The organism is Streptomyces sp. NPDC005374 (genome assembly GCF_042872225.1).
Classification (GTDB): domain Bacteria; phylum Actinomycetota; class Actinomycetes; order Streptomycetales; family Streptomycetaceae; genus Streptomyces.
This window is the reverse complement of the sequence record NZ_JBIAKA010000004.1, coordinates 477,545-493,946: the sequence shown is the minus strand read 5'-3', so window position 1 is coordinate 493,946 and position 16,402 is coordinate 477,545. Positions and strand designations below refer to the sequence as shown.

At 70.1% G+C, this 16,402-nt stretch carries 16 protein-coding genes and 1 riboswitch; of the genes, 3 read left to right on the top strand and 13 right to left on the bottom strand.

What is annotated here, in order from left to right; translation table 11 throughout:
* Positions 1-121: 121 nt before the first annotated feature.
* Positions 122-1,309, bottom strand: a complete 1,188-nt coding sequence (locus tag ACFYRX_RS13505; protein ID WP_389099003.1) for an acyl-CoA dehydrogenase — start codon at positions 1,307-1,309, stop codon at positions 122-124.
* A 328-nt stretch (positions 1,310-1,637) separates the two neighbouring features.
* Between ACFYRX_RS13505 and ACFYRX_RS13500 the strand changes: the two genes are divergently transcribed.
* Complete coding sequence (locus ACFYRX_RS13500; protein ID WP_389099001.1) at positions 1,638-2,870, top strand: glycoside hydrolase family 18 protein; 1,233 nt, start codon at positions 1,638-1,640, stop codon at positions 2,868-2,870.
* Between the two features lie 60 nt (positions 2,871-2,930).
* Here the strand turns inward: ACFYRX_RS13500 and ACFYRX_RS13495 are convergent, their stop codons facing one another.
* The 3 genes from ACFYRX_RS13495 to ACFYRX_RS13485 form a co-directional block, all read right to left on the bottom strand.
* Positions 2,931-3,593 (bottom strand): TetR/AcrR family transcriptional regulator, encoded by a 663-nt coding sequence (locus tag ACFYRX_RS13495; RefSeq protein WP_389098999.1) that lies wholly within the window; start codon positions 3,591-3,593, stop codon positions 2,931-2,933.
* A 64-nt stretch (positions 3,594-3,657) separates the two neighbouring features.
* A complete protein-coding gene (locus ACFYRX_RS13490) occupies positions 3,658-3,804 on the bottom strand; it encodes an SCO1431 family membrane protein (RefSeq protein WP_389098997.1) in 147 nt (48 codons plus the stop codon).
* Between the two features lie 160 nt (positions 3,805-3,964).
* Positions 3,965-5,332, bottom strand: a complete 1,368-nt coding sequence (locus ACFYRX_RS13485; protein ID WP_389098995.1) for a peptidase C39 family protein — start codon at positions 5,330-5,332, stop codon at positions 3,965-3,967.
* A 225-nt stretch (positions 5,333-5,557) separates the two neighbouring features.
* Here ACFYRX_RS13485 and ACFYRX_RS13480 point away from each other — a divergent pair, with 225 nt between their 5' ends.
* Entirely contained in the window at positions 5,558-6,178 is a 621-nt protein-coding gene (locus ACFYRX_RS13480; protein WP_389099107.1) for a uridine kinase, read from the top strand.
* Between the two features lie 432 nt (positions 6,179-6,610).
* Complete coding sequence (locus ACFYRX_RS13475; RefSeq protein WP_389098993.1) at positions 6,611-8,476, top strand: AAA family ATPase; 1,866 nt, start codon at positions 6,611-6,613, stop codon at positions 8,474-8,476.
* Positions 8,477-8,627: 151 nt separating this feature from the next.
* On the opposite strand, the gene ACFYRX_RS13470 is transcribed toward ACFYRX_RS13475, so the two are convergent.
* The 9 genes from ACFYRX_RS13470 to ACFYRX_RS13430 form a co-directional block, all read right to left on the bottom strand.
* Positions 8,628-9,704: a hemolysin family protein gene (locus ACFYRX_RS13470; protein ID WP_389098991.1), complete on the bottom strand. Its 1,077-nt coding sequence runs from the start codon at positions 9,702-9,704 to the stop codon at positions 8,628-8,630.
* Positions 9,701-11,035: a hemolysin family protein gene (locus tag ACFYRX_RS13465; protein ID WP_389098989.1), complete on the bottom strand. Its 1,335-nt coding sequence runs from the start codon at positions 11,033-11,035 to the stop codon at positions 9,701-9,703. Before ACFYRX_RS13465 ends, ACFYRX_RS13470 begins: the two co-directional genes overlap by 4 nt.
* 192 nt (positions 11,036-11,227) lie before the next feature.
* The gene (locus ACFYRX_RS13460) at positions 11,228-11,686 is read right to left on the bottom strand and encodes a PH domain-containing protein (RefSeq protein ID WP_389098987.1); all 459 of its coding nucleotides are present in this window, start codon (positions 11,684-11,686) and stop codon (positions 11,228-11,230) included.
* A 14-nt stretch (positions 11,687-11,700) separates the two neighbouring features.
* Positions 11,701-12,555, bottom strand: a complete 855-nt coding sequence (gene hisG, locus ACFYRX_RS13455) for an ATP phosphoribosyltransferase (protein WP_389098985.1) — start codon at positions 12,553-12,555, stop codon at positions 11,701-11,703.
* 44 nt (positions 12,556-12,599) lie between these two features.
* Entirely contained in the window at positions 12,600-12,872 is a 273-nt protein-coding gene (locus ACFYRX_RS13450; RefSeq protein ID WP_020117406.1) for a phosphoribosyl-ATP diphosphatase, read from the bottom strand.
* 34 nt (positions 12,873-12,906) lie between these two features.
* Positions 12,907-13,392 carry a 6,7-dimethyl-8-ribityllumazine synthase gene (ribH, locus tag ACFYRX_RS13445; protein WP_057614122.1) on the bottom strand — a complete coding sequence of 162 codons (486 nt, stop codon included), beginning with the start codon at positions 13,390-13,392 and terminating at the stop codon, positions 12,907-12,909.
* Between the two features lie 28 nt (positions 13,393-13,420).
* Positions 13,421-14,710, bottom strand: coding sequence for a bifunctional 3,4-dihydroxy-2-butanone-4-phosphate synthase/GTP cyclohydrolase II (locus ACFYRX_RS13440; RefSeq protein WP_389098982.1), 1,290 nt, complete (start codon positions 14,708-14,710; stop codon positions 13,421-13,423).
* Positions 14,707-15,348 carry a nicotinamide riboside transporter PnuC gene (locus ACFYRX_RS13435; protein ID WP_389098981.1) on the bottom strand — a complete coding sequence of 214 codons (642 nt, stop codon included), beginning with the start codon at positions 15,346-15,348 and terminating at the stop codon, positions 14,707-14,709. Before ACFYRX_RS13435 ends, ACFYRX_RS13440 begins: the two co-directional genes overlap by 4 nt.
* A complete protein-coding gene (locus ACFYRX_RS13430; protein ID WP_389098979.1) occupies positions 15,345-15,950 on the bottom strand; it encodes a riboflavin synthase in 606 nt (201 codons plus the stop codon). The genes ACFYRX_RS13435 and ACFYRX_RS13430 overlap by 4 nt, the downstream gene beginning before the upstream one ends.
* A gap of 147 nt (positions 15,951-16,097) precedes the next feature.
* Positions 16,098-16,228: riboswitch (FMN riboswitch) on the bottom strand.
* Positions 16,229-16,402: the final 174 nt, after the last annotated feature.

Below are 16,402 nucleotides of genomic sequence, written 5' to 3'. Positions count from 1 at the left end.
CCGCCGCCACCGCCCCAGGACCCGCCCATCTACCGCGACCTGCTGCACACCTGGGCCAGCGGCGGCCGCACCCTGCCGGGACGCCACGACCCGGAGTGGGTCCGGCTGGCGGCGCCGCAGGTCAGGCCGGGTCATTTCGGCGCGTCTCCGGACCTGTCAGGTGCCGGGCGATGACCATCCGCTGGATCTGATTGGTGCCCTCGACGATCTGGAGGACCTTCGCCTCGCGCATGTACCGCTCGGCCGGGAAGTCCGCGGTGTAGCCGTATCCCCCGAGGACCTGGACGGCGTCGGTGGTGACCTTCATCGCGGCGTCGGTGCAGTGCAGTTTGGCCATGGCGGCCTGCTTGGCGAAGGGTCGTCCGGCGTCACGCAGCCGCGCCGCCGCGAGGTACAGCGCCCGGCCCGCCTCGATCTGCGTCGCCATGTCGGCGAGCATGAAGCGCAGCCCCTGGAAGTCGGCGATCGGCCGTCCGAACTGCCGACGCCCGGTCGCGTAGTCGACCGCCTCGTCGAGGGCCGCCTGGGCCACCCCGATCGCGCACGCCGCGATACCGAGCCGCCCCGAGTCCAGCGCGGACAGGGCGATCGCGAAGCCCTGCCCCTCGTCGCTGATGCGCCGCCCGTCCGGCACCCGCACCCCGTCGAAGTGGACCTGGGCGGTGGGCGAGCCCTTCATGCCCATCTTCTTCTCCGGCGCAGCCGCGCTCACGCCGTCCGCGTCGGCCGGCACCAGGAACGCGGTGATCCCGCGCGGGCCCTCCTCGCCGGTGCGCGCCATGACGGTGTAGAAGTCGGCGACCCCGCCGTGGGTGATCCAGGCCTTGGTGCCGGTGATCACCCAGTGGTCACCGTCCCGGACAGCCCTGGTGCGCAGCGAGGCCGCGTCCGAGCCGGAGGTCGGCTCGGAAAGGCAGTAGGCGCCGAGGAGTCCGCCGCCGAGCATCGCGGGCAGGTACTCGATCTGCTGCGCCTTGGTGCCGTAGGTGGCGAGGGCGTGGGAGGCGAGGGAGTGCACGCTGACGCCGAGACCGACGGTCAGGCGGGCGGCGGCGAGTTCTTCGAGGACCTGGAGGTAGACCTCGTACGGCTGGTCGGCGCCGCCGTGTTCGGAGTCGTACGGCAGGCCGAGCAGGCCGGTCCTGGACAGCAGGGTGAAGACCTCGCGCGGGAAGTGCCCGGCGTCCTCCTCCTCGGCCGCCTTCGGGGCGATCTCTCGCTGCGCGATGTCGCGGACGAGCGAGATCAGGTCCCGGGCCTCGTCCGTGGGCAGGTGCCGGTCCACCGGCTGCGGGGCGCGGTCGGGCATGGCGACGTTCTCCTCCCTGTGGGGGGCTGACGGACGCACGCCGTGGGGTGGGGCGGCTCCGCCGGGTCTCACCGGCGCCGGTCGCTGCTCACGTCTCCCGGATCACGGAAGCTGCTGACCAGCGGCTGCGCCCTGTGAGTATGCCCGACAGGAGGCAAGCGGTCACCGGTTGACGACCGTTTGCCCCAAAACAGCCCCGCCCACCGACAGCGGCCCGGATTGGTCCGAACCATTGACGAGGTGGTCTAGTCCTTCTACTGTTCCGGCAACGCTTTACCGCGTTCATGCCAATCAGCTGGCGTTCCCTCTCCCCCACGAGGAGACACCGATGCACCTTCCCCACCGCGCCCGCTTCCGGGCCCTGATATCGGCCGCGTGCTGCGCGCTCCTCGGCGCGGGCCTGCTGGGCGGCGCGAGCACCGCGACCGCCGCCGCCCCGGAGCCGACACCGAGGGCCGCCGGCTCCAAAGTCGTCGGCTACTTCACCGAATGGGGCACCTACGACCGCAAGTACTACGTCAAGAACGTCGAGACCTCCGGCTCGGCGGCGAAACTGACCCACATCAACTACGCCTTCGGCAACGTCACCGGCGGCAAGTGCGCGATGGGCGACGCCTACGCGGCGACCGACCGCACCTACACCGCGGCCGAGTCGGTGGACGGCGTCGCCGACACCTGGGACCAGCCGCTGCGGGGGAACTTCAACCAGCTGCGTGAGCTGAAGAAGAAGCACCCGGGCCTCAAGGTCCTCTGGTCCTTCGGCGGTTGGACCTGGTCGACCGGCTTCGGCGAGGCCGCCCGGAACCCGGCCGCGTTCGCGCAGTCCTGTTACGACCTGGTCGAGAACTCCAAGTGGGCCGACGTCTTCGACGGCATCGACATCGACTGGGAGTACCCGAACGCCTGCGGCAACACCTGCGACACCAGCGGCAGGGCGGCGTTCAAGAACCTGATGGCGGCGCTGCGTTCGAAGTTCGGACGCAGTTCGCTGGTCACCGCCGCGATCACCGCGGACGCCACGGCCGGCGGCAAGATCGACGCGGCGGACTACGCGGGCGCGGCCCAGTACGTCAACTGGTACAACCCGATGACGTACGACTACTTCGGCGCCTGGGACGCGTCAGGACCGACGGCCCCGCACTCGGCACTGAACTCCTACTCGGGCATCCCGAAGGCGGGCTTCCACACCTCGGCGACGATCGCCAAGCTCAAGGGCCTCGGCATCCCGGCCTCGAAACTGCTGCTCGGCATCGGCTTCTACGGCCGTGGCTGGACGGGCGTGACCCAGTCGGCGCCGGGCGGCACCGCGACCGGTCCGGCGGCGGGGACGTACGAGCAGGGCATCGACGACTACAAGGTGCTCAAGTCCAAGTGCCCGGCGACGGGGACGGTGGGCGGCACGGCGTACGCCAAGTGCGGGAACAACTGGTGGAGTTACGACACCCCCGCGACCATCGCGACGAAGATGACGTACAAGAACCAGCAGGGCCTGGGCGGCACCTTCTTCTGGGAGCTGAGCGGGGACACCTCGGGCGGTGAGCTGATCAGGGCGATCAACTGACCTGTCCGGCACCGGACTCGGGGCGGGGGACCACGAGCCTCCGCCCCGACCCGTCGGCCGTCAGTCCTCGCGGCGGGCCGGCGGCGGGGTCGGGTGGGCGGGGTCCATCTCCGCGATGGCGCGCATCGCACCGCCGAGCGACTTCACCAGGAGTTCGCGCATGGTGTCGCGGGAGAGCTGGGGCGGGCGGTCGATCCAGTCGAGGGTGGCGCCCTCGACGCTGCACACCCACGCGAGCAGGCCCATCCGCGCCAGCGGGGAGATGTCGGTACGGCCGTAGGCGCCTTCGGCGATGGTGGCGACGATCGCCTCGCGCACCCCGTCCCGGATGGCGTGCACCTCGGCGTCGAAGCCGACGCCCCCGCTGACGACGGTGCGGTAGGCGGCCTGGTTGTGCTCGGCGTAGCGCAGATAGCTGTCAAGGGTGCGGTGGACGCGGTCCACCTGCCCCAGTTCGAGACCGCTCGCCGCGTAGGTGACCAGGTCGGCGACGGAGTCCTGGATGATCGCCAGGTAGTAGCCGCGCTTGGACTGGAAGTAGTAGTAGATCAGCCCCTTGGCGACGTGCGCCTGGCGGGCGATGTCGTCCATGGAGAGCGCGTCGTAGGAGGTGTCCGCGAACAACTTCCGCCCGATGGAGATCAGTTCGGCGCGGCGCGCGACCGAGCGCTCGGTGCCGCGGGCCCGCGGTCGGGCGGCATCACGCTGTTCACTGATATTCAATATCGACCCTGGTCTCGGCTGGCGGCGGGACATCGGCAGTATGTCAGGTCACCTATGGATCGGGTCACAGTAGGCCGAGCTGCGTGACGAGCATCGCGATCACCGCGACGAGGGTCCAGCCCGCGACGTGTTCGAGGATGTGCGGGCCGTCGTCCTTGGGGCCGCCGGTACGGGCATGGGCGCGGGCGGCGGTGGCGGAGTGTGCGGTCATCGTGGCTCACTGATCTCGGATGGCCGTGGGAACGGCTGGACGGGCTGGCGGTCTCCCCCCACCGATCTGTCCACCTTGCCACCGACATGCGCCTTTGCGGCAGAGAGGTTGGTCACAGCGAACGGCCCCCGACGGATGCCGGGGACCGTTGCGGGGCGCCTCAGCGCACGCCCACCGCCGCGAGCGCCTTGCGCTGGCGCGCGGTCGGACAGGCCGGGAAGTACAGGTAGCAGACGCCGCCGGTGCCGGAGACGACCTTGCCGCTCGCGTTGTACCGCTTGGTCCGGAGCCAGATGTTCTCCCACTCACGCCGCTTGTAGACGCGCCGCACCGCGGTGTCGCTCGGCGAGGCCGGGTCGTTCGCGATCACGTCGCCCTCGGCGGTGAAGCCAATCACCGTCATCAGATGCCCGGAGGTGCCGTAACCCGCTCCCGTGAGCTCCTCCTTGAGGAACGACTGGGACGTTATGGCCGGGATGCCGGCCGCGATCAGCGTCTCCAGGTCCGTGAGCGAACCGAGCCGGGTGACCACGCCCTGGAGGTCGTCGAAGGTGGCCGCGTAGGCCGCGTTGAAGGGCCAGTTGCCGCAGCCCTCGTACTGGTGATCGTAGGTGTAGCGGGCCGCGTGGCAGACCTGCGGATCGGCGTACGACGGGTCGACCCAGGCGAGTTGCTCCGCGGTGAGCCGGCCGCCCCAGTACTCGATGATCATCTGCGAGGAGGTGGGGCTGCACCAGGCCTCGCCGCCGTTGTCGTACTCCGGGTACTGGCCAGCGTGAATCTCCTGCGAGTAGCGCGGGACGACCAGTTCCCGGGCGAGGCCGGGTGCGGAGGCGGGGACGGTGAACCGGTCGGGGACGTCCGAGCCCATCGCGCCCAGCCGCCACACGGTCGGCGTGGCCTTGGTGCCCGGCTTGCGGTGGAGGGTCAGCCGCAGCCGGTACGACGCGAGGCGCAGTCCGGTCGACGGGTCGTCGATCGCGAAGGTGTCCGTCCAGATCGTGCTTTTGCCGTCGCTCTGGTCGTCGACCGAGGTCCGCTTGATGTCGCCGTCGCCTGCGGCCCAGCGGCCCATCACGTACCAGGGGGTGGCCGTGCCGTCGGAGTACGTCCCCTGGAGCTCGATCTGGATCCAGGTGCCGGCCGGGGTGTGGGCGTTCCAGGAGGCGACCACCTCGGTCGAGGGCACGGCGAGCCGGTGGACCGGGGAGGTCCACGTCGCGTACTCCCAGGTGGCGGTGGTCCCGGTGTGCGGGTCGGTGTACTCGGTGGTGCCGGCCGGGGCGCCGATCACGACGCCGGGACGGCCGCCGGCGACGGCACGGGTGCCCTCGTGGGCACCACTGCGCCAGTCGCCGTACGTGATCCAGGCACGGTTGTCGACCGTGCGGGCGGCGTCGTCGTCGGGTTCCGAGCCGGTCGCGCTGCCGGCGGCGGCCGCGGCGCCGGTGCCGCCGGTCACCGTAGCGGCTGCGGCAACGGCTACGGCCAGAACGGTTCTGCGGGACGGCTGTTCGGCTCTGCTCATGGGTGGGAAGACCCCCAGGTCTGCGAGTCGGGGCGGGTCCGATGCACGGTAACTATGGATGAGGCGGCATGCTCCTGCCAGCACTTCGGCGCTTGCCACGCCTACCAATATTGGTCTCGTCCACTGGCATGACCTGGGAACCTGTGGTTCCGTCGTCGGGCGGGCCGTCACTGGACCGACCGCGTCGCACCGCACCCGCCCCTTCACCCGCTCCCAGGAACCGCCATCCACGACCTCGCCTCCCGGCTCCGCCGACTGCCCCCGTCCTGCGGTCCGGTCCGCCTGATCGGTGTCGACGGTCACGCCGGCTCCGGAAAGTCCACGTTCGCCGGGAAGTTGGCGGACGCCCTCGGCGGCGCCCCTGTGCTGCACCTCGACGACATCGCCAGCCACGACGAGCTGTTCGGCTGGACGGGGCGACTGCTGAGCGAGGTGATCGCACCCCTCGGCCGGGGCCGGACCGCGCACTACGCCCCCTACGACTGGCACGCCCGCCGCTTCGGACCACCCCGCGCCCTGCCCCCGGCACCGGTGATCCTGCTGGAGGGGGTCGGAGCGGGCCGGCGCGCTCTGCGGCCGCATCTGGCGCGGCTGCTGTGGATGGATCTGCCCCGTGAGGAGTCCTGGACGCGGGGGCGGTCCCGGGACGGGGCGGAACAGCGGGAGTTCTGGGAGGGATGGGTCGTGGCGGAACAGCGGCATTTCGCCGAAGACCCCTCCCGGCCCTTCGCCGATCTTCTGGTACGGCAGTGCCAAGAGGGGTACGAGATCTCCAGTGGGCCTGCGGGGACTGCTGGACCGGACCAGAATGTCACGCACGGTGATGACCCGACGCCGATGTGTTGAACCCGTGAAGACCCATCGGCGGGAACTTACCGGACTCCCCCAACTCGGCTTGACCGAGGGGCCGTACAGGTCTTACGTTCTCAATGAGCGGCCGTTCGAAGCCGCCCGCAGTCGCGAAGCCCCCGGTTGTTCCCCCGTGATCGGGGGCTTCGTTCTGCCCTCACCCGGTTTCCCGGACGCTGTGAGCCGCGATTCGCTCACACTCGGTCACCATGCGCGATGCGCCCCCTCTGCTCCCACCTCGCCAAACGGCCTGTGCGGCACCCTACGGCGGGCGACACCACCGCAGGTACGATGCCCTCGGTGCGACCTACGGACGGCTGGTCTGCGCACCGTTGCAACTCCGGTCCGCGGCACAGCGGTTGGACGAAGGCGGCCACCGGGCGACGGCCCGGTGGTGAAACCACGGGGGCACGGTTTGTGGGGGACGTGATGGATTTCGGCACGCAGGGCCCCGAGGCCCCGGCCGACCTCGCCTGGCTGCGAGGCGTGGACGCCTACACGATGGGCGCTTATCCGCAGGCCGAGGAGGAGTTCCGGGTCGCGGTGCGGATCGATCCGGGGATGGCCGACGGCTGGCTCGGACTGCACGCGTTGCGCGTCGACACGACGACCGCGCTGCTGCGGATGTTCCGGCACCGCGAGCGCTTCGGCGAACAGCGCGCCCGGCACCGCCGGACACTCAACTCCTGGTACTGGCTGGGGTGGTGGGTGCAGCCGGTACTGGAGAGCCCGCGTGACCTGCTCCTCGCGCACGCCTCGCACTGGCTGGACGGCCGCCATGTCCCCGAGCTGGACCGGGCCCTCGCGGGCCTGCCGCCGGTGGACACCGACCACCAGGTCCGCTTCCTGCACGCCTGCCGCGCCTATCTGGTCAAGGACTGGGAGCAGTTGGTCCGGCACACCGACCCGCTGATCGACGACGCCATGCTGGGCATCGAGGCCGGTCTGTTCGGCGGCATGGCGCGGGTCCGGCTCGAGACGTTCGGCCAGGCCGAGCCGCTCCTGTCGGCGGCCCTGATGCGCTGTCGCAGCGAACAGCCCCAGCGCAAGGAACTGCGCTACTGGCTGGCCCGGGCCCATGAGGGAACCGGCCGGTCGGCGGCCGCGCTCCCCCTCTACCGGGCCGTGCACCGTGTGGACCCCGCATTCATGGACACCTCGGCCCGGCTCGCCGCGATCGCCGAGAGCGACGGGTACGACGACCCCGCCGACCTCGCGGCCATCACGCTCACCGGGTTCGGGCAGGACGTCCTCGAAGGGCCCGACGGGGTCGATCCCCTGTTCGGCATCGAGGGGCGGGAGCTGAAGCTCTCCGAGCCGGAGCCGCCGCCCACCGGGCCACTGCCCTCGATGACCGACCCGGCCGGACGCGAGAGGTCCGGCACGCCGGTGGGGCCGCTGCCCGCCGGGCCCACCGACCCCGCCTTACTGGAGGAGGCGCTCACCGAACTGGAGCGCATGGTGGGCCTGGATCCGGTGAAACGCCAAGTCAAAGCCCTCTCCGCCCAGTTGAACATGGCCCGGCTCCGGACCGGGCAGGGCCTTCCGGTGCAGCCGCCCAAGCGTCACTTCGTCTTCTCCGGGCCCTCCGGCACCGGCAAGACCACGGTGGCCCGCATCCTGGGGCGCGTCTTCTACGCCCTCGGGCTGCTCGGCGGCGACCATCTCGTGGAGGCGCAGCGGGCGGATCTGGTCGGGGAGTACCTCGGCCAGACGGCGGTGAAGGCCAACGAACTGATCGACTCGGCCCTCGGTGGCGTCCTCTTCGTCGACGAGGCGTACTCGCTCTCCAACTCCGGCTACGGCAAGGGCGACGCGTACGGCGACGAGGCCCTCCAGGTGCTGCTGAAGCGGGCCGAGGACAACCGGGACCACCTGGTCGTGATCCTGGCGGGATACCCGGAGGGCATGGACCGCCTGCTCGCCGCAAACCCGGGGCTCTCCTCCCGCTTCACGACCCGCGTCGACTTCCCCTCGTACCGTCCGCTCGAACTCACCTCCATCGGCGAGGTGTTGGCGAGCGAGAACGGCGACGTCTGGGACGAGGAGACACTGGACGAGCTGCGCTCCATCGCCGGGCACGTGGTGGATCAGGGGTGGATCGACGAACTGGGCAACGGACGGTTCCTGCGGACGCTGTACGAGAAGAGCTGCGCGTACCGGGATCTTCGGCTGTCGACGTATCCGGGGATGCTGACGCGGGACGACTTGTCGACGTTGCGGTTGCCGGACCTGATGCAGGCGTATGGAGAGGTGCTGTCGGGGCGGGGGCCGCAGGATCCGTCGGCGATGTAGTTCGCTGGCTGCGGGCCGGTGGGGGCTTGTCGCGCAGTTCCCCGCGCCCCTGAGTGGGTGCAGTCAAGGATGTCCAGCTGCACCCACTGCTTTTAAGGGGCGCGGGGAACTGCGCGAGAAGCCCCACCGGCCCGCAGCCGTACGACGACCCCTATGACGCCAGCGCTTCCTCGCTGCCCCGAGGCTCCGCCACCCGGACCTCCGGCAGTTCCCGGTGTGCCGGGTCACGTACCTCGCCCACCAGCAGCTCCAGTACGTCCTCCAGTGCGACCAGGCCGAGCACCTTGCCGGAGCCGTCGGCCACCTGTGCCAGGTGTGTCGCTGCCCGCCGCATCACCGTGAGGGCGTCATCCAGCGGCAGGTCGGAACGGAGTTTCGTCATCGGACGCCAGATCTGCTGGGGCACCGCCCGCTGCGAGTCCTCCAGATCGAGTACGTCCTTCACGTGCAGGTAGCCCATGAAGGCGCCGTTGTCCGCGGCGATCGGGAAACGGGAGTACCCGGTGCGGCCGGTGAGTTCGATGATCCGGCCCGGGGTCACCGAGGGGCTCACCGTCACCAGGGACTCGCTCCTGAGCAGGACGTCCGTCACCGGGCGGGAGCCCAGTTCCAGCGCGTCCTCGAGGCGTTCCTGTTCCTCGGGGTCCAGGAGACCGGCCTGGCCGGAGTCCTCGACCAGCCGGTTCAGCTGTTCGCTGGTGAAGACGGCCTCGACCTCGTCCTTGGGCTCGACACCGAAGAGCCGCAGGATGCCCCGGGCGCAGGCGCCGAGGGCCACGGTGATCGGCCGGCACAGCCTCGCGAAGGTCACCAGGCCCGGGCTGAGCCACAGCGCGACCTTCTCCGGGGCCGCCATCGCGAGGTTCTTCGGGACCATCTCGCCGATGACCAGGTGGAAGAAGACGACCGCGGCCAGGGCGATCACATAGCCCAGCGGGTGGATCACGCCGTGCGGCAGGTGAATCCACTCGAAGACCGGCTCCAGCAGCTTGGCGACCGTCGGTTCCGCGACGGCGCCGAGTGTCAGCGAGCACATGGTGATGCCGAACTGGGCGGCAGCCATCATCTGCGGGAGCCGCTCGAGGCCGTACAGCACCTGTCGGGCACGCGTGGTGCCGAGCGGTTCGATCTGGCTGCGGCGCACGGAGACCAGCGCGAACTCGGCGCCGACGAAGAAGCCGTTGGCGAGCACGAGCAGCGCGGCGAAGAGAAGTTGGAGCACGCTCATCGGGCGGCCTCCATGACGTTCACCGCGGGGACCAGGCGGACCAGACGGACCCGCTCCGCGCGGTAGTGCCCGACCTGGCGCACGGTGAGCCGCCAGCCGGGCAGCTCGGCCCGGTCTCCGACGGCGGGGATACGGCCGAGCAGGTCGGCGACCAGCCCGGCGACGGTCTCGTACGGCCCCTCGGGCACGTCGAGTCCTATGCGCTGGAGGATGTCGACCCGGCAGCTGCCGTCGGCGTCCCAGGTGAGACGGCCGTCCTCCGACGGGGCGGCGGCCAGTTCGGGGACGTCCTGGCCGTCGTGCTCGTCGCGGACCTCGCCGACGATCTCCTCGACGATGTCCTCCAGGGTGACCACGCCGGCCGTGCCGCCGTACTCGTCGACGACGACGGCGATGGGCTGCTCGTTGCGCAGCTGGGCGAGGAGGGGCTGGACGGGGAGTGTCTCGGGCACCAGCAGCGCCGGGCGGGCGATACGGCTCACGGGGGTGCGCAGCCGGTCCCGCGAGGGGACCGCCAGGGCGTCCTTGAGGTGGACCATGCCGACGATCTCGTCGATCTTCTCGCGGTAGACCGGGAAGCGGGACAGCCCGGTGGCGCGGGTGAGGTTGACGACGTCCTCGGCGGTCGCGGAGGCCTGGAGCGAGCTGACCTTCACACGCGGGGTCATGACGTGCTGCGCGGTGAGGTCACCGAGCGACAGCGTGCGCACGAAGAGGTCCGCGGTGTCCTGTTCCAGGGCGCCGGCCTGGGCCGAGTGCCGGGCCAGGGAGACCAGTTCGCCGGGGGTACGGGCGGAGGCCAGCTCCTCGGCGGGCTCGATGCCGAGCGCGCGGACCAGGCGGTTGGCGACCGCGTTCAGGGCGGCGATCACCGGCCGGAACAGCACAGCGAAGACGTGCTGCGGTCCCGCGACGAACCGCGCGACCTGCATCGGCTTGGACACCGCCCAGTTCTTGGGCACGAGCTCGCCGATCACCATCTGCACGGCGGAGGCCAGCAGCATGCCGACGACGACGGCCACGCCGGAGACCGCGCCCTCGGGGATGCCGACGGCCGTGAACGGGCCGTGCAGCAGTTCCGCGAGTGCCGGTTCGGCGAGCATGCCGACGACGAGGGAGGTGATGGTGATGCCGAGCTGGGTGCCGGAGAGCTGGAACGACAGCTCCTTGAGCGACTCGGCGACCCTGCGGGCCCGTCGGTCGCCTTCCGCCGCGGCCTTCTCGGCGTCCGTGGCCTCGACGGTGATCAGGCCGAACTCGGCCGCCACGAAGAAGCCGTTGGCGAGAATCAGCAGGAACGCCGCTCCTAGGAGCAACAGGGGGATGGTCATGCCGCCGCCTCGATATGCCGGGAGGGGGCGGCGCATGTACTACAGGACGATCCGTCCATCGCTGGAGGGAGTCACTCCTCGGGTAGCAGGAACAAGGTGCTGGAACAACGCAGGGCGGAGGCGCAAGGAAAACGCCTCCGCCAACAGATTAATCAAGACATGGGCACCTGCGGCAGGGTGAAAGCCCCTGAGTCAGCCCTGATCTTCGTCGGGGCGGGCCGTGGAGCGCGCCTCGGCGAGCGCACGCAGGGCCTTCGCGTCGGCGATGGCCTGCTGCTTCGCGATGCCCGGCTGGATGCCGAGGGCGGGCAGGCTGGTGCCGTCGCTGAGGTTGAGGAACACCCACGGATCGCCGGGGCGGAGGTTCACCTGGACGATCTCGGCCCACTCCAGACGCCGCCTGCCGGCGATGTTCTGGACGGTGACCCCGGACTCGTCGGCGACGACCTTCACCCTGGCCAGCAGGAACAGCACACCGGCGAGCAGGGCCGCCGTGAAGATGAAGCTCAGGCGCTCGCCGGGTCCCAGCTCCTCCAGCAGGAGCGCGATCACCGTGATCGTCACGAAGATGGCGACGCCCGCGGTGAGCAGCACCGCACGCGTGCGGCCCGGCCGGAACGTGACGGGAAGGGTGGGCAGTTCGGAGGACATCTGCGGTGCGCCCCTCAGAGACGGCAGGCGTGGATGGCCGTCGTGAGGATGGCCCGCGCGCCGATGTCGTACAGGTCGTCCATGATCCGCTGCGCCTCCTTGGCGGGGACCATCGCGCGGACGGCGACCCAGCCCTCGTTGTGCAGCGGGGAGACGGTCGGGGACTCGAGGCCGGGCGTGAGCGCGACGGCCTTCTCGAGCTGCTCGACGCGGCAGTCGTAGTCCATCATCACGTACGTCCGCGCCACGAGGACGCCCTGCAGGCGGCGCAGGAACTGCTGCACCTTGGGCTCGGCCTCGTCGGGCTCCGCGCCGGTGCGGCGGATCACGATCGCCTCGGACTTCATGATGGGCTCGCCGAACACCTCCAGGCCCGCGTTGCGCAGGCTGGTGCCGGTCTCGACGACGTCCGCGATGACCTGGGCGACACCGAGCTCGATGGCGGTCTCGACGGCGCCGTCGAGGTGGACGACGGAAGCGTCGATGCCGTTGTCGGCGAGGTGTCCCGCGACGATCCCCTCGTAGGAGGTGGCGACCGTCTTGCCCTTCAGGTCCTCGACGCCGTTCGCCTCACCGGGCTTGGACGCGAAGCGGAAGGTGGAGCGGGCGAAGCCGAGGGGCAGGATCTCCTCGGCGTCGGCTCCGGAGTCGATCAGCAGGTCGCGGCCGGTGATGCCGATGTCGAGCTGGCCGGAGGAGACGTAGATCGCGATGTCCCGGGGGCGGAGGTAGAAGAACTCCACGTCGTTGACCGGGTCGACGATCCGCAGTTCCTTGGACTCCCGGCGCTGCTGGTAGCCGGCCTCATGCAGCATGTCCGCCGCAGGGCCTGACAGGGAACCCTTGTTGGGGACGGCGATGCGCAGCATGAGGTCGGCTTCCTTTGCTCTCAGGGGTGGTTTCGGCGACTGGTTCACAGGTGGGCGTAGACGTCGTCGAGGGAGATGCCGCGGGCGACCATCATCACCTGGACGTGGTACAGCAGCTGCGAGATCTCCTCGGCGGCCGCCTCCTTGCCCTCGTACTCGGCGGCCATCCAGACCTCGGCGGCCTCTTCGACGACCTTCTTGCCGATGGCATGGACGCCCTTGCCGACCAGTTCTGCGGTGCGGGAAGTGGCGGGGTCGCCGTTGGCGGCCTTGTGCTGGAGCTCGGTGAAGAGCTCCTCGAACGTCTTATTGGACATGGTGGCACCCACTTTACGCGTAGGCCCGGGCCACCTAACGCCACGGTTCGGATACTGAGCGGAGGGTGGCCGCCGTGGCCACCGCCGCCGTCACCGCCTCGTGCCCCTTGTCCTCGTTGGAGCCCTCGATGCCCGCGCGGTCCAGGGCCTGTTCCTCGGTGTCGCAGGTCAGGACGCCCATGCCGACGGGGACGCCGGTGTCCACGGAGACCTGGGTGAGGCCCTGGGTGACGCCCTGGCACACGTACTCGAAGTGCGGGGTGCCGCCGCGGATCACGACACCGAGGGCGACGATCGCGTCGTAGCCGCGGCCCGCGAGGACCTTGGCGACGACGGGGAGTTCCCAGCTGCCGGGGACCCTGAGCAGGGTCGGCTCGTCGATCCCCAGGTCGTGCAGGGCGCGCAGGGCGCCGTCCACCAGTCCGTCCATCACCTTTTCGTGCCACTGCGCCGCGATGACGGCGACCCGCAGGTCACCCACATTGCGTACGGACAGCTCCGGTGCGCCCTTGCCGCTCACGTTCTTCAGTCTCCTCGGAGTGCTTGTGCTACTGGTTGCTGCAGGTGGACACGGGGGTGGTGTCCAGCCAGGGCAGGTCGTGTCCCATCCGGTCCCGCTTGGTGCGCAGGTAGCGGAGGTTGTGCTCGCCCGCCTGCACGGGCATCGGCTCCCGACCGGTGACCTTGAGGCCGTGGCGCAGGAGCGCGTCGGACTTGTCGGGGTTGTTGGTCATGAGGCGCAGGCTGTGGACGCCGAGGTCCTCCAGTATCTGCGCGCCGGCGCCGTAGTCCCGGGCGTCGGCGGGCAGGCCGAGTTCCAGGTTGGCGTCGAGGGTGTCGTGGCCCTGTTCCTGCAGTTCGTACGCCCGCAGCTTGGACAACAGGCCGATGCCGCGCCCCTCGTGGCCGCGCAGGTAGACCACCACTCCCCTGCCCTCGGCCTGGATGCGCTCCAGGGAGGCGTCCAGCTGGGGGCCGCAGTCGCAGCGCAGGGAGCCGAAGATGTCGCCGGTGAGGCATTCGGAGTGGACGCGGACCAGGACGTCCTCGCCGTCGCCGATCTCGCCGTGCACCAGGGCGACGTGCTCGACGCCGTCGACGGTGGAGCGGTAGCCGTAGGCCGTGAAGGCGCCGTGGGCGGTGGGGAGGCGGGTCTCGGCCTCGCGGCGGACCGTGGGTTCGGCGGCCTGGCGGTAGGCGATCAGGTCCTCGATGGAGATGATCGTCAGGCCGTGCTTGCGGGCGAAGGGAATCAGTTCCGGGAGGCGGAGCATACGGCCGTCCTCGCCGGCGATCTCCACGATCGCACCGGCCGGGCGCAGTCCCGCGAGCCGGGCGAGGTCGACGGCGGCCTCGGTGTGGCCGTTGCGGGTGAGGACGCCTCCGTCCTTGGCGCGCAGCGGGAAGATATGGCCCGGTCGGACGAAGTCGGTGGGCTCGGCGTCGCCGCTCGCGAGGAGCTGAAGCGTGGTCGCGCGGTCGGATGCCGAGATCCCGGTGGTCACACCGTGAGCGCCGGAGGCATCCACGGAGACTGTGAACGCGGTTTTCATCGACTCGGTGTTGTCGTCGACCATCTGCGGCAGCTTGAGCCGGTCCAGTTCGTCGCCCTCCATGGGGGCGCAGATCAGGCCGCGGCACTCGCTCATCATGAAGGCGACGATCTCGGGGGTGATCTTCTCGGCGGCGACGACGAGGTCGCCCTCGTTCTCTCGGTCCTCGTCGTCGACGACCACGATGGGGCGGCCGGCCGCGATGTCGGCGAGGGCCTGCTCGACCGGGTCCAGCGCGAAGTCCTCGAACCCGTCGGTGCTGTAGAGAATCGGTGCGGCGGTCATGCCGGCGCTCCTTCCAGGGCGGGCCGTGCGGACTCGCGGGAGCGCAGCCACCAGTCGCGCATGCCCCACAGGACGAGCGCGCCGTAGATGACGTAGACGAAGCCGGAGAAGGCGTAGCCGTTGGCGAAGTTGAGCGGGACGCCGACGAGGTCGACGAGGAGCCAGGCGAACCAGAACTCGACCATGCCGCGTGCCTGGGCGTACATGGCGACGATGGTGCCGACGAAGATGTAGGCGTCCGGCCAGGGGTCCCAGGACAGGGTCGGGTAGGCCTTGAAGAGGAGGGCGACCGCGACGGTGCCGGCGGCGGCCGCGCCGATCATCGAAGCGCGCTCGGTCCAGGTGGCGAACCGCGGGGCGATGTGACCGTCTCCGGACTGGCCCTTGTTGCGGTTCCACTGCCACCAGCCGTACAGGGCGACGACCATGACGACGGCCTGCTTGCCCGCGCTGCCGGTGAGGTGTCCGTAGAAGGCACCGAAGAGGATGAGGCCGGAGGCGAACTGCACCGGCCAGCTCCACAGGTTGCGCCGCCAGCCGAGCGCGAGGGCGATCAGGCCGAGGATGTTGCCGATCATGTCCGACCAGAGGATGTGCTGGCCGAACAGGGTGAAGGCCTCGGTGTTGAGGGAGTTCACTTCCCCGCCCCCTGACTGCTCGCGAGCAGGCGCTCGACGTACTTGGCGACGACGTCGACCTCGAGGTTGACCGGGGCGCCGGGCTGCTTGAGGCCGAGCGTGGTCAGGTCGAGGGTGGTGGGGATGAGGCTGACGGTGAAGTAGTCGGGCCCGGCGTCCACGACGGTGAGGCTGATGCCGTCGACCGTGATGGAGCCCTTCTCCACGACATAGCGCGAGAGGTCCGCGGGCAGCGAGATCTTGATGATCTCCCAGTTCTCGGAGGGCTTGCGCTCCAGGACCTCGCCGGTGCCGTCCACGTGTCCCTGCACGATGTGGCCGCCGAGGCGTGCGCCGACAGCGGTGGGACGCTCCAGGTTGACGCGCGAGCCGACGCCGAGGGCGCCCAGGCTGGAGCGGTCGAGGGTCTCGGCCATGACGTCGGCGGTGAACTCGTCGCCCTCGTGGTCGACGACGGTGAGGCAGACGCCGTTGACGGCGATGGAGTCACCGTGTTTCGCGCCCTCGGTGACGACGGGACCCCGCAGTCGGAAGCGACACGCGTCGCCGAGGTTCTCGACGGCGGTGATCTCGCCCAGCTCTTCGACGATTCCGGTGAACACGTCCCGGGTCCTCCCTGCCTCATTCGGGCACGGACTCCGGGGCTGTCGATGACGACAGAACGTACGGGCAGGGACACCGGGGGCGACGCCGGACGCACTCGTCCCTCGGGACGAACGGATACGACGGCGCGCACGAATGCCCGCCCGCCGCGCACTGCCTCCCATCCGGACTTTAACCGTCGGTCCAGGAATTTCACCTGGTCAACCGACCGCTGGAAGCGGTCGGGTCGCGGACTGTAACCGCCGGTTCGGACTTTCACCGACCCCGGAGTGCGCTGCTTCTGGTACAGAGTCAGTGTGCCACGCCCGATTGACGTCCATACGGGCGAACGGTGTGCCGTGGCTCACAACCCCTCCGACTCACTCTTGACCTAATGGTCTAGTCCTTTTTAGGCTCGCCGTGTGTGGACACCCGTAGAGACGGGCCCGGCGGCGGTGATGACGGCCCTTGC

Coding starts and splice junctions, on each gene's coding strand:
- ACFYRX_RS13505 (WP_389099003.1), bottom strand. CDS start 1,309: ATGCCCGACCGCGCCCCGCAGCCGGTGGACCGGCACCTGCCCACGGAC.
- ACFYRX_RS13500 (WP_389099001.1), top strand. CDS start 1,638: ATGCACCTTCCCCACCGCGCCCGCTTCCGGGCCCTGATATCGGCCGCG.
- ACFYRX_RS13490 (WP_389098997.1), bottom strand. CDS start 3,804: ATGACCGCACACTCCGCCACCGCCGCCCGCGCCCATGCCCGTACCGGC.
- ACFYRX_RS13485 (WP_389098995.1), bottom strand. CDS start 5,332: ATGAGCAGAGCCGAACAGCCGTCCCGCAGAACCGTTCTGGCCGTAGCC.
- ACFYRX_RS13475 (WP_389098993.1), top strand. CDS start 6,611: ATGGATTTCGGCACGCAGGGCCCCGAGGCCCCGGCCGACCTCGCCTGG.
- ACFYRX_RS13470 (WP_389098991.1), bottom strand. CDS start 9,704: ATGAGCGTGCTCCAACTTCTCTTCGCCGCGCTGCTCGTGCTCGCCAAC.
- ACFYRX_RS13465 (WP_389098989.1), bottom strand. CDS start 11,035: ATGACCATCCCCCTGTTGCTCCTAGGAGCGGCGTTCCTGCTGATTCTC.
- ACFYRX_RS13460 (WP_389098987.1), bottom strand. CDS start 11,686: ATGTCCTCCGAACTGCCCACCCTTCCCGTCACGTTCCGGCCGGGCCGC.
- hisG (WP_389098985.1), bottom strand. CDS start 12,555: ATGCTGCGCATCGCCGTCCCCAACAAGGGTTCCCTGTCAGGCCCTGCG.
- ACFYRX_RS13450 (WP_020117406.1), bottom strand. CDS start 12,872: ATGTCCAATAAGACGTTCGAGGAGCTCTTCACCGAGCTCCAGCACAAG.
- ACFYRX_RS13440 (WP_389098982.1), bottom strand. CDS start 14,710: ATGACCGCCGCACCGATTCTCTACAGCACCGACGGGTTCGAGGACTTC.